Annotated in this window: 9 protein-coding genes; 2 read left to right on the forward strand and 7 right to left on the reverse strand. The window is 71.3% G+C overall.

Translation table 11 applies throughout. The features are described from left to right. Positions 1-31 precede the first annotated feature (31 nt). On the forward strand, positions 32-1,135 hold the full coding sequence (locus ACZ5DS_RS01685) for a mechanosensitive ion channel family protein (protein ID WP_468232897.1): 1,104 nt from the start codon (positions 32-34) through the stop codon (positions 1,133-1,135). Here the strand turns inward: ACZ5DS_RS01685 and ACZ5DS_RS01690 are convergent. The 6 genes from ACZ5DS_RS01690 to ACZ5DS_RS01715 all read right to left on the reverse strand — a co-directional run bounded on the left by ACZ5DS_RS01690 (position 1,067) and on the right by ACZ5DS_RS01715 (position 6,736). After that, positions 1,067-1,807, reverse strand: coding sequence for an SDR family NAD(P)-dependent oxidoreductase (locus tag ACZ5DS_RS01690; RefSeq protein WP_468232899.1), 741 nt, complete (start codon positions 1,805-1,807; stop codon positions 1,067-1,069). The genes ACZ5DS_RS01685 and ACZ5DS_RS01690 overlap by 69 nt on opposite strands. A gap of 121 nt (positions 1,808-1,928) precedes the next feature. Then, positions 1,929-3,515: a Na+/H+ antiporter gene (locus ACZ5DS_RS01695; protein WP_468232900.1), complete on the reverse strand. Its 1,587-nt coding sequence runs from the start codon at positions 3,513-3,515 to the stop codon at positions 1,929-1,931. Positions 3,516-3,601: 86 nt separating this feature from the next. Continuing rightward, the gene (locus ACZ5DS_RS01700; protein WP_468232902.1) at positions 3,602-4,069 is read right to left on the reverse strand and encodes a GNAT family N-acetyltransferase; all 468 of its coding nucleotides are present in this window, start codon (positions 4,067-4,069) and stop codon (positions 3,602-3,604) included. After that, on the reverse strand, positions 4,066-5,010 hold the full coding sequence (locus ACZ5DS_RS01705; protein ID WP_468232904.1) for an RluA family pseudouridine synthase: 945 nt from the start codon (positions 5,008-5,010) through the stop codon (positions 4,066-4,068). Before ACZ5DS_RS01705 ends, ACZ5DS_RS01700 begins: the two co-directional genes overlap by 4 nt. Positions 5,011-5,082: 72 nt before the next feature. Then, positions 5,083-5,718 (reverse strand): signal peptidase II, encoded by a 636-nt coding sequence (gene lspA, locus ACZ5DS_RS01710; RefSeq protein WP_468232906.1) that lies wholly within the window; start codon positions 5,716-5,718, stop codon positions 5,083-5,085. 67 nt (positions 5,719-5,785) lie between these two features. Then, positions 5,786-6,736, reverse strand: coding sequence for a TraR/DksA family transcriptional regulator (locus ACZ5DS_RS01715; protein WP_468233856.1), 951 nt, complete (start codon positions 6,734-6,736; stop codon positions 5,786-5,788). Positions 6,737-7,782: 1,046 nt separating this feature from the next. Here ACZ5DS_RS01715 and ileS point away from each other — a divergent pair. Further along, positions 7,783-10,926 carry an isoleucine--tRNA ligase gene (ileS, locus tag ACZ5DS_RS01720; protein ID WP_468232908.1) on the forward strand — a complete coding sequence of 1,048 codons (3,144 nt, stop codon included), beginning with the start codon at positions 7,783-7,785 and terminating at the stop codon, positions 10,924-10,926. A gap of 175 nt (positions 10,927-11,101) precedes the next feature. Here the strand turns inward: ileS and ACZ5DS_RS01725 are convergent, their stop codons facing one another. Continuing rightward, positions 11,102-12,220: a DivIVA domain-containing protein gene (locus tag ACZ5DS_RS01725; protein ID WP_468232909.1), complete on the reverse strand. Its 1,119-nt coding sequence runs from the start codon at positions 12,218-12,220 to the stop codon at positions 11,102-11,104. Positions 12,221-12,255: the final 35 nt, after the last annotated feature.

Genomic DNA, 12,255 nt, shown 5'->3' on the forward strand with positions numbered 1-12,255 from the left:
CGACCCCGCGAACCCGGTAAGACGCGAAGGCATGGAGATCGCAGTCCGCCCCTTGATCGTGCTCGGCGGCTCGGTCCTGCTCACCCTGGCCATCGGCTGGGTGACCGACCGGCTGCTGCGCAAAGCCGACGAGAGCAATCCCGAGACCCCGCTGTGGGACCTGCTGCGGCGCGGCCGTGTCCCCTATCAGCTCGTCCTGTGCACCGCCCTGCTCAGAGGCTCCCACGACCAGGCGAACCTGCTGGCGCGGCATCGGGTCGGCGTGGACCGGACGCTGACGCTGGTGCTGATCGGGTCCGCCGCCTGGTTGGTGATCCGGATCGCCGCGGCGATCGTCGAGACCTCCTACAGCCGGTACGCGCGCGCCCACCGGGACGCCGCCCGGGTGCGCCGGGTCCGCACCCAGGTGGAACTGATCATGCGGGTGGTGTCCGCGATCGTCATCGTGGTGGCGAGCGCCTCGATGCTGCTGACGTTCCCGGCGATGCGTGCGGCCGGCGCCTCGCTGCTGGCCTCCGCTGGCATCCTCGGCATCGTCGCCGGCGTCGCCGCCCAGTCGACCCTGTCGAACCTGTTCGCGGGGCTGCAGATCGCCTTCGGCGACATGGTGCGCATCGGCGACACGGTCGTGGTGGACGGCGAGTGGGGCACGGTCGAGGAGATCACCCTGACCTTCCTGACGGTACGGACCTGGGACGAGCGACGGATCACGATGCCGGTGTCGTACTTCACGTCCAAACCCTTCGAGAACTGGTCGCGGAGCACCCCGCAGATGACGGGCACCGTCCTGTGGCATCTCGACCACAGCGCACCGATCGAGGCGATGCGCGAGAGGCTCCGCGACATCCTGCGCCGGTGCCCGGCCTGGGACGGCCGCACCTACGGCCTGCACGTGACGGACACGACCCCGAACACCATCCAGGTGCGCGCCCTGGTGACCGCGAAGGACGCGGACGACATATGGACGGTCCGGGTCACCGTCCGCGAGCAGATGATCACCTGGCTGTCCGCGGAACACCCCCACGCCCTGCCCCGCGTCAACACGGCGGAAGCGGCCGCAGCGCCGTCAGTGCCCGCGCTCGGCGCCTCCGTTGACCTGGATGATCTGCGAGGTGATGTGTCCGGCGCCGCGTGAGGCCAGCCAGTGCAGCGTGGCGGCCACGTCCCCCGGTGTGCCGGCGCGGCCGGTCGAGGTGTCGGCGATAAGCCGCTCCCGCCGTGCCTCGTCCATGGCGTCGCCGAAGAACTCGGTGTCCTCGATGTATCCCGGTGCCACCACGTTCACGGTGATGCCGCGCGGGCCGAGCTCACGGGCCAGGTCATGGGCGTACGGATGCAGCCCCGCCTTGGCCGCCGCGTACGCGCCGCTGCCCGAGCCCCGGTAGGCGGCGATGGAACTGAGGAAGAGCACCCGGCCGCCGGGCTCGGCGAGCCGGTCCTTCAGGGCTTCGGTGAGGAGCGCCGCGGTGAGGACGTTCAGCCTGAAGTTGACCGTCCAGTCGTGGTACACCCGGTCGAGGGGGTCCTCGCTGTCGGGCGGGGGCTCCAGGTTCCCGGCGCCGCCCGCGGCGTGCACGAGCACGTCTACGGTGCCGAACTCCTCGGCGACGAACCGGGCGACGCCGCGCACGTCACCGGGTTCGGCCAGATCCGCCGCACAGGTGAGCGCCCCGGGCACCCCGGCCTTCTCCAGCACCTCGGCGCGCCGCCCGAGCAGCAGCACCCGATCCCCGTCCGCCGCGAAGCCCTGCGCCGTCGCGAGCCCAATTCCCGTACCGCCACCACTGATCACGATGTTGCGAGTCATGATCCGAGAGTACGAACACCCGCCCGCGGAGGCCTCCGTTTGTCCACAGCCCCGGCCCGCTTGTACGACTATCAGCCGAACGCGCGGCAGCGGGATCACGGAAGGCCGCCGGAGAGAAATCTCAGCGCAAGCTCCGCACATCGAGATGCCTCAGCACCCGGTCCACGATCTCCGGATCGGCCCCAGGCTCGCTCCGAGCGGCCAGCACCTCATGCCGCGCAGCACTCAGCATCTCCGACTGGATCCGCCGCACCCGCTTCACCCGCCGCTCCCGCTGCTGATGCGCCTCCCGCCGCTCCGCCTCCCCCATGTCCGGGCTGATCCGGATCCCGATGTCGAAGGCCCGCCGCAACATCTGCTCCGCCAGCTCCTCCGGCAACTCCTCCACCTGCTCGATCTCCCGCAGCCTCCGCCTGGCGGCCTTCGTGGCCCGTCGCGCCAGCTCCTCCTCGAACTCCGTCTCCCGCTCGGAGTCGGCCCGCACGCCCAGCCGCTTCACCAGCCAGGGCAGCGTCAGCCCTTGCAGCACCAGTGTGGCGATGATCACCCCGAAGGCGATGAACACGATCTCGTCCCGGTCGGGGAACGGCGATCCGTCGTCGGTCCTGAGCGGGATCGCGAGCGCCAGCGCCACCGAGGCCACCCCGCGCATCCCGGACCACCACATCACGACGGTCTCCCGCCAGCTCACCGGGATGTCCTCGTCGTAGTCCCGCCGGGCGTGCAGCCGCTTGGTCAGCCAGGTCGCGGGCATCAGCCAGAGCAGCCGTACCACGACGACGACGCCGACGATCGTGGCGGACCAGCCGAGCAGCTCGCCCCAGCGCCCGGACGCCGTCCTGATCGCGTTGTGCAGTTCGAGGCCGATCAACCCGAAGGCGACACCCGTGACGAGCGTGTCGATGATGTCCCAGAAGGTGTGCCCGGCCAGCCGGGTCATCACGTCGTCGGCGTCGGTGGCGTACTCGGCGAGGAAGAGGGCCGTGGTGAGCACGGCGAGCACCCCGGACCCCTGCAGCTCCTCCGCGAGCACGTAGGAGGCGTACGGCACCAGCAGGGTCAGCCCGATCTGCAGGGTCGCGTCGCCGAGCAGGTCCATCAGCTTGTTCGCGCCCCAGCCGAGGGCCAGCCCGACCACGACCGCGACCACGGCGGACAGCACCAGGTCGAGACCGGCCCGCCAGGCCGAGAACTCCCCGCTCACGGCGGCGGCGATCGCCACGTGGTACAGCACGATGGCCGTGACGTCGTTGAAGAGCCCCTCGCCCTCCAGGATCGACACCAGCCGGCGCGGCAGTCCGAGCTGTCCGGCGACGGCGGTGGCGGCGACCGGGTCGGGCGGCGCGATCAGCGCGCCCAGCGCCACGGCGGCGGCGATCGGCAGGCCGGGCACGATCGCATGCGCGACGGCGGCCACGCACACCGTCGTCACGAACACCAGGGCCACGGCCAGCAGGAAGATCGGCCGCTTGTTCGCGGCGAACTGCCGCCACGAGGTCCGTCGTACGGCGGCGTACAGAAGCGGCGGCAGCAGTCCGGGCAGGATCAGCTCCGGCGGGATCTCCACGTTGGGCACGAAGTCGGCCACCGCCAGGAACCCGCCGAACACCGTCATCAGCACCGGTGCCGGCAGCCCGAACCGGTCCCCGACCGGGACGCTCACCAGGGCCCCGAGCAGCACCACGAACAACAGAGTCAACTGATCCACGGCCGGCGCTCCGGGAGTCGACGATCACACGGCAGACGTCCAGCCTGCCACGGCCCCCGGCGCGCCGGCCGGTACGTCGCCCTCGGCTACAGCACGCGCCGCATCGCCCGGTGCAGGATGCCGGCGTCGGGGAACTCCGGGCCGTACGACTCGTATCCGAGCCGCTCGTAGAAGCCCAGTGCCTGGGTCTGTGCGTGCAGGTCCACCGCGGCCAGGCCACGCGCGCGTGCCGCGTCCTCGATGGCCCGCACCAGGGCCACGCCGACGCCCAGCCCACGCGCCGCGCGGGCCACGGCGAGCCGCCCCAGGGAGCCCACCGAGGCGTCCCCGCCGGTCTTCGCCGCGGCCTCCTCGCCGTACAGCAGGCGCCCGGTGCCGAGCGGCACGCCGTCCTCGCGGACGGCCAGCACATGCACGGCGACGGCGTCGTACGCGTCGTACTCGATGTCCTGCGGAACGCCCTGCTCGACGACGAAGACCTCCTTGCGCACCGCGAAGCAGGCCTCGCGGTCGGCAGGGGCCTCGGCGATCCGGACGGTGTACGGCGCTCTCATCCGTAGGTCTCCTCGCGGACCTGGTCGAGGGCGCTCTGCAGATCCTCCGGGTAGTCGCACGCGAACTCGACCCACTGCCCGTCCCCGGGGTGCTCGAAGCCGAGCCGTACGGCGTGCAGCCACTGGCGGGTCAGACGCAGCCGCTTGGCGAGGGTCGGGTCGGCACCGTAGGTCAGGTCGCCGACGCAGGGGTGGCGGTGGGCGGCCATGTGGACGCGGATCTGGTGGGTGCGGCCGGTCTCCAGCTTCACGTCGAGCAGGGAGGCGGCGCGGAAGGCCTCGATGAGGTCGTAGTGGGTCACGGAGGGCTTGCCGTCGGCCGTGACCGCCCACTTGTAGTCGTGGTTCGGGTGCCGGCCGATGGGGGCGTCGATCGTGCCGCTCGTCGGGTCCGGGTGGCCCTGGACCAGCGTGTGGTAGCGCTTGTCGACCGTGCGCTCCTTGAACTGGCGCTTGAGCGACGTGTACGCGTACTCGGACTTCGCGACCACCATCAGACCGGAGGTGCCGACGTCCAGGCGGTGCACGATGCCCTGGCGCTCGGCGGCGCCGGAGGTGGAGATCCGGTACCCGGCGGCGGCGAGACCGCCGATGACGGTCGGGCCGCTCCAGCCCGGCGAGGGGTGCGCGGCCACGCCGACCGGCTTGACGATCACGACCACGTCATCGTCGTCGTGCACGATCTCCATGCCCTCGACCGGCTCGGCGACCACCTGCACGGGCGCGGGCGCCTGGGGCATCTCCACCTCGAGCCAGGCGCCGCCGTGCACCCGCTCCGACTTGCCCACCACGGAGCCGTCGACCTGGACCTTGCCGGCCGCGGCCAGCTCCGCCGCCTTGGTGCGGGAGAAGCCGAACATGCGGGAGATGACGGCGTCGACGCGCTCGCCCTCCAGGCCGTCGGGCACGGGCAGGGTACGGATCTCGGGAATCGTGCTCACCCGACGAGTATGCCGGACGGGGCACACCGCCCCGAACGAGCCTGTGGACAACGGCCCGCCACGGGGCCGGTCTCAGTCCTTGTGGACGGTGCCGTCCGGGTCCAGGCCGCGGAAGGACAGCAGCACGATCAGGATGCCACCGCACACGATCGCCGAGTCGGCGAGGTTGAACACCGCGAAGCCCTTGGGCGCGATGAAGTCCACGACCTCGCCCTCGAAGATCCCGGGCGCCCGGAAGATCCGGTCGGTGAGGTTGCCGAGTGCGCCGCCGAGCAGCAGGCCGAGCGCGATCGCCCAGGGGAAGCTGTAGAGCTTGCGGGCCAGGCGGATGATCACCACGATCACGGCGGCCGCGATCAGTGTGAAGATGATCGTGAAGGCCGCGCCGAAGCCGAAGGCCGCGCCCGGGTTGCGGATGGCGTGCAGCTCCAGCAGGTCCCCGATCAGCTCGATCGGAGCGTGGTGCTCCAGCTTCGCGACCACCAGCAGCTTGCTGATCAGGTCGACGGCGTACGCGAACGCGGCCACCACGAAGAGCACGGCGATACGGCGCCCGCGCCCGGTCCGCTGCCGCGCCGCAGCCTCCTGCTCACCCGCGCCGGGCACGTCGGCCGCGCCGGAGCCGACAGGCGCTCCGGCGGCCGCCGCCCGCTCGCCGCCGTCGTCCGGAGTGTCCGGCGTACCGATGATGCGCTCCGCCTCTGCCACGTGAGTCCCTCAACCTAGTTGCCTGCCTCGGGACGAGACTACGGCACGCTCCGGCAGGCCCTCGTGCTCAGGAGCGACGTTCCTGCTTCTGCTTGCACTCCACGCAGAGGGTGGCCCTCGGGAACGCCTGCATGCGGGCCTTTCCGATGGGGTTTCCGCAGTTCTCGCACAGGCCGTAGGTGCCCGCGTCGAGCCGTTCCAGGGCGCGCTCGGTCTGGATCAGCATCTCGCGCGCGTTGGCGGCCAGCGCCAGCTCGTGCTCGCGTGTGATGTTCTTGGTGCCGGTGTCGGCCTGGTCGTCGCCCGCGCCGTCGCCGGAGTCCCGCATCAGGCCCGCGAGGGAGGCCTCGGAGCTGCTGATCTCGGTGCGCAGCCGCTCGGCCTCGGACAGCAGCTCGGCGCGGGCCTCCGCGACCTCCGCCGGGGTCCAGGGATCCTCACCGGGGCGCACCGCCAGCTCGCCGGGCTCCACCGCGGCGACCCGTGCCTTGGGAACGCCGGTCTGCTGCGCCGTGGCCGTGCCAGGAGTCTTCTTCGCAACCACTGTGGTGGCTCCCGTCTGCTTCGCGGCCCGCGCCGCGCCCGCTTTCTTGGCCGTGCTCTTCGCGGCCGCTCCCGTGGAGACGTGCCCGGCGGCCGCCTTCCCCTCGGCGGCTTTCTTCCTGCCCGCCTTCACGGCAGCCGCCCCCTCCGCGACGGTCTTCTCGGAGGCCTTCCGCTGCGCGGCCGTCTTCTTGGCGGCCGCCTTCTTCGCAGCCGCCCCCTCGGAGGCCGTCTTCCCCGCCACCGCCTTCTCGGCGGCTGCTTCCGCTACAGCGGCCTTCTTGGCGCCTGTCCTCACAGTGGCCGTCTTCTTGACAGCCGCCTTTTTCGTACCGGCCGCCTTCTTGGCGGTACCGGCTGTCTTCTCGGCACCGGCCGCCTTCTTCGTGCCGGCCGCCTTCTTCGTGCCGGCCGTCTCCTTGGCGACCTCCGCCTTGACCGCGGCCTTCTTGCCCGCTGCCTTCCTGACCTCCACCTTCGCAGCCACGTCCTTGACAGCCGCGTCCTTGGTGACCGCGTCCTTCGCAGCCGCAGACTTCGTAGCCGCAGCCCTCTCGACCACCGTCTTCTTGACCGCGGCCTTCTCCGCCACGGCCCCCTTGGCCGCCGCCTTCACAACCGCCGCCTTCTTGGTGCCACGCTTCGTGCCGCCCTCCAAGGCCACCGTCTTCTTCGCAGCCCCCCTGGCCTCGGTCACCGTCTTCTTCTCGGCCCCCTTGGCCTTGGCCACCGCTTTCTTCTCGGTCTCCCTGGCCTGCGCCGCCGTCTTCTTCTCGGCCTCCTTGACCGCCTGCGTGGTCTTCCTGCCGCCGGCTCCCTTGGCCGCGCCGCCGGAGGCAGCCGTACGCCCGGCGGCGGCCGCGCCCCTGGAGCGACCGGTCGCCGGCTGCTGTACGGCGGTCTTGTTCGCCACCATGGCCGCGACCCCTTCACATATTGTGATCTTGTTCGCGAATCGTGCTGGGACGATAAATCGACTTGAGTCCCGCGGCAACGGGGCACACCGCCCGATTCGCCCGCCCGCACCCCCCATGCAGCGGACCTGCATCCGTTGTGCCCAGCTCCTCGCCAGGTAATCCGCCGAGCCGGGCGGGCGCGGACCCGGCCGCCCTCCCCCTGGCCATTCGGGTCATCGCGCCCGAGGCCCGGCCGAGCGCACCGGCACGGGTGGGAAAACCGGTCGGCCGCTGTCCGCGGGGCGCCGTACACTGGGCGGAGCGAAAAGCATGGATGGGGACGAGTAGCGGCGTACGCAGCCCAGAGCGACCCGGGGACGGTGTGAGCCCGGGGGCCGGCGCGACGTGAAGATCACCCCGGAGCCGCCGGAAGAAAGCCGCAGCCGCGAGGCACAGGCGAGTAGAACCGGCTTCGCGACCTCAATGAGGGGGCTCACGGCGCGTACCGCGCGACGGAGAGCCAAGGAGGGTGGTACCGCGGGAGCGCGCCGCACACGGCGTAGCAGGAAAGAAGGCTCTCGTCCCTCCGACGGAAGGCAGCAAGTCCGTTGGAGGATGCTCGCAGATGACAGCGCCGACGTACCGCCAGGTGCCCGCACAGGTCGACCTGCCCGCGCTTGAGCACGCCGTGCTCGACTTCTGGCGCGACCAGAAGATCTTCGCCAAGAGCCTGGAGCAGTCCGAGGGCCGCCCCGAATGGGTGTTCTACGAGGGCCCGCCCACCGCGAACGGCATGCCCGGCGCCCACCACATCGAGGCGCGCGTCTTCAAGGACGTCTTCCCCCGCTTCCGCACGATGCGCGGCTACCACGTGGCCCGCAAGGCCGGCTGGGACTGTCACGGCCTGCCCGTGGAGCTGGCGGTCGAGAAGGAGCTGGGCTTCTCCGGCAAGCAGGACATCGAGGCGTACGGCATCGCCGAGTTCAACGCCAAGTGCCGTGAGTCGGTGACCCGGCACACCGACGCCTTCGCCGCGCTGACGACCCGCATGGGCTACTGGGTCGACCTGGACGACGCCTACCGGACCATGGACCCCGAGTACGTGGAGTCGGTCTGGTGGTCGCTGAAGGAGATCTTCACCAAGGGCCTGCTGGTCCAGGACCACCGCGTCGCCCCCTGGTGCCCGCGCTGCGGCACCGGCCTGTCCGACCACGAGCTGGCGCAGGGCTACGAGACGGTCGTGGACCCGTCCGTGTACGTCCGCTTCCCGCTCACCTCCGGTCCGCTCGCGGGCGAGGCCGCGCTCCTGGTGTGGACGACGACCCCCTGGACCCTGGTGTCCAACACGGCGGTCGCCGCGCACCCGGAGGTCACCTACGTCGTCGCCTCCAACGGCGAGGAGAAGCTCGTCGTCGCCGAGCCGCTCGTCGCCAAGGCCCTCGGCGAGGGCTGGGAAGTCACCGGCCAGACCTTCACGGGCGCCGAGATGGAGCACTGGACGTATCAACGTCCGTTCGAGCTGGTGGAGTTCCCGGCCGAGGCGCACTACGTCGTCAACGCCGACTACGTCACCACCGAGGACGGCACCGGTCTGGTGCACCAGTCCCCCGCCTTCGGCGAGGACGACCTCAGGGTCTGCCGCTCCTACGGTCTGCCGGTCGTGAACCCGGTCCGGCCCGACGGCACCTTCGAGGAGGACGTCCCGCTGGTCGGCGGCGTCTTCTTCAAGAAGGCGGACGAAAAGCTCACCGAGGACCTCCAGCAGCGCGGTCTGCTCTTCAGGCACATCCCGTACGAGCACAGCTACCCGCACTGCTGGCGCTGCCACACCGCGCTGCTCTACTACGCGCAGCCCTCCTGGTACATCCGCACCACGGCGATCAAGGACCGCCTGATCCAGGAGAACGAGAAGACCAACTGGTTCCCGGAGACGGTCAAGCACGGCCGCTTCGGTGACTGGCTGAACAACAACATCGACTGGGCGCTGTCCCGCAACCGCTACTGGGGCACCCCGCTGCCGATCTGGCGCTGCGAGGACGACCACCTCACCGTCGTCGGCTCCCGCGCGGAGCTGACCGAGCTGACCGGCACCGACCAGTCGGGCCTGGACCCGCACCGCCCGTACATCGACGAGGTCACCTTCGCCTGCCGTCACGAGGGCTGCGGGAAGACGGCCACGCGTGTACCGGAGGTCATCGACGCCTGGTACGACTCGGGCTCGATGCCGTTCGCGCAGTGGGGCTACCCGCACAAGAACAAGGAGCTGTTCGAAAGCCGGTACCCGGCGCAGTTCATCTCCGAGGCGATCGACCAGACGCGCGGGTGGTTCTACACCCTCATGGCGGTCGGCACCCTCGTCTTCGACGAGTCGTCGTACGAGAACGTCGTGTGCCTCGGCCACATCCTCGCCGAGGACGGCCGCAAGATGTCCAAGCACCTGGGCAACACCCTGGACCCGATCCCGCTCATGGACCAGCACGGCGCGGACGCGGTGCGCTGGTTCATGGCGGCCGGCGGCTCCCCGTGGGCGGCCCGCCGGGTCGGCCACGGCACCATCCAGGAGGTCGTCCGCAAGACGCTCCTCACGTACTGGAACACGGTGGCCTTCCAGGCGCTGTACGCCCGTACGTCCAACTGGGCGCCCACCGCGGCGGACCCGGCCCCGGCCGACCGCCCGCTGCTGGACCGCTGGCTCCTTTCCGAGCTGCACGCGCTCACCGACCAGGTGACGCAGGCGCTGGAGGCGTACGACACCCAGCGCGCCGGCAAGCTGCTGTCCGCGTTCGTCGACGACCTGTCCAACTGGTACGTCCGCCGCTCGCGCCGCCGCTTCTGGCAGGGCGACAAGGCCGCGCTGCGCACGCTGCACGAGGTGCTGGAGACGGTCACGAAGCTGATGGCCCCGATCACCCCGTTCCTCACCGAGCGGGTGTGGCAGGACCTGGTCGTGCCGGTGTCCCCGGGCGCCCCGGAGTCGGTCCACCTGGCCTCCTGGCCCGAGGCGGACCTGTCGGCGATCGACCCGCAGCTGTCCCGGCAGATGGTCCTGGTCCGCCGGCTGGTGGAGCTGGGCCGCGCCACGCGCGCGGAGTCGGGCGTCAAGACGCGTCAGCCGCTGTCCCGTGCGCTCATCGCCGCCACGGGCTTCGAGACCCTGGACCCGGAGCTGCACGTCCAGATCACCGAGGAGCTGAACGTCTCCTCGCTGGCCTCCCTCTCGGAGGTCGGCGGCTCCCTGGTGGACACGACCGCCAAGGCCAACTTCCGGGCGCTGGGCAAGCGGTTCGGCAAGCGGGTGCAGGACGTGGCCAAGGCGATCGCCGCGGCCGACGCCGCCGCGCTGTCGCTGGGCCTGCGCGAGGGCACGGCCTCGGTGGAGGTCGACGGGGAGGCGATCACCCTCGCCCCGGACGAAGTGATCATCACCGAGACCCCGCGCGAGGGCTGGTCGGTGGCCTCCGACTCCGGTGCCACGGTGGCGCTGGACCTGGAGATCACGGAGGAGCTGCGCCAGGCGGGCCTGGCCCGTGACGCGATCCGGCTGATCCAGGAGGCCCGCAAGAACAGCGGCCTGGACGTCGCCGACCGGATCGCGCTGCGCTGGACCTCGACCGACCCGGCGGTCCTCGCGGCACTCACCGAGCACGCCGGGCTGATCGCCGAGGAGGTCCTGTCGACCGACTTCGGCCAGGGTGAGGCGGACGGGACCTACGGCGAGCCGTTCACGGACGAGGGCCTGAGCCTGACGTTCCGCCTGCGCAAGGCGTAAGCGCCGACGGTTACGAGAAGGGCCCGGCCTCCGATGCGGAGGCCGGGCCCTTCTCCTCTGTGCGGGGAGCCGACACCCCCGCAACGCGCGTAAAAAGGGCGGGGCCCCGGATCAAGATCCGGGGCCCCGCCCTGAACGCTGCCGACGCCGTTGTCGTACTAGTGTCCGCGGCCCGTCAGTTGTCGTCCTCGTCGATCAGGAACCCGCGCATCGGCGAGGGCGCCTGGCCCATCGGGGACGGACCCTGCGGACGGACCGGAGCCATGGGCTGGGTCATCGCGGGGGTCATCTGCTGCTGGCCGCCGTACGACGGGGCGGACGGCGCAGGCGCGCCACCCATCGTCTGGTTGCCGCCGTAGGACGGGGCGCTCGCGCCGGCCGGAGCCATGGAGGGCGCCGGGGACGGCGGGAGGGACGCGGTGGCCGGGGTGCGCGGCGGGGCCAGCGAGTCGTCGGCCTGCGTCTCCAGCTGGCGCAGCTGGGACTCCAGGTACGACTTCAGGCGCGTGCGGTACTCGCGCTCGAAGCCACGCAGGTCCTCGACCTTGCGCTCCAGCGTGGCGCGCGCGGACTCCAGGGAGCCCATGGCCACACGGTGCTTCTCCTGCGCGTCCCGCTCCAGGGCGTCGGCCTTGGCACGGGCGTCACGCTCCAGACCCTCGGCGCGGCTGCGGGCCTCGCCGACGATCTTGTTGGCCTCGGAGCGGGCCTCGGCGATCGCCTGGTCGGCGGTCTGCTGGGCCAGCGAGAGGACTCGGGCGGCGCTGTCGCCACCGGGGCCCTGACCGGGGCCGCCCATCGGACCGCCCATGGGGCCGCCCATCGGACCACCCATCTGCTGCATGGGGGGCTGACCACCCATCGGGCCCTGGCCCATCGGACCCTGACCCATGGGGCCGGGACCCTGCGGACCGCCCTGACCGCCGGGACCGGCGGGCAGCTGCGGGGCACCGCTCGGCAGCTGGGGCGGGCCACCCATGGGGCCACCCATCTGCTGCTGCGGCGGGCCCGATATTCCGGCGGGCACCGGTGCGCCGGGACCTCGCATCCCCTGCTGGGGAATGCCCTGCTGCTGGTCCTGCTCCGGAGGCTTGCGCATGTTCTGCTGGTTCTGGGCAGCAGCGCGCGTGGCCGCGGCCAGCTTGGCGCGCAGGTCCTCGTTCTCGCGGAGCAGACGGGTCAGTTCGGCTTCGACCTCGTCGAGGAAGGCATCGACCTCGTCCTCGTCATAGCCTTCTCGGAGGCGGACGGTCGTGAACTGCTTGTTCCGCACGTCCTCGGGGGTCAACGGCATCTCTTCACCTCAACGTAGTCATCGGCAGTCGGCAA

It is taken from the genome of Streptomyces sp. NPDC031100 (assembly GCF_055570785.1).

Bases quoted from the DNA above. Each gene is read 5' to 3' on its own strand.
- ACZ5DS_RS01685 (WP_468232897.1), top strand. From the start codon at position 32: ATGGAGATCGCAGTCCGCCCCTTGATCGTGCTCGGCGGCTCGGTCCTG.
- ACZ5DS_RS01690 (WP_468232899.1), bottom strand. From the start codon at position 1,807: ATGACTCGCAACATCGTGATCAGTGGTGGCGGTACGGGAATTGGGCTC.
- ACZ5DS_RS01700 (WP_468232902.1), bottom strand. From the start codon at position 4,069: ATGAGAGCGCCGTACACCGTCCGGATCGCCGAGGCCCCTGCCGACCGC.
- ileS (WP_468232908.1), top strand. From the start codon at position 7,783: ATGACAGCGCCGACGTACCGCCAGGTGCCCGCACAGGTCGACCTGCCC.
- ACZ5DS_RS01725 (WP_468232909.1), bottom strand. From the start codon at position 12,220: ATGCCGTTGACCCCCGAGGACGTGCGGAACAAGCAGTTCACGACCGTC.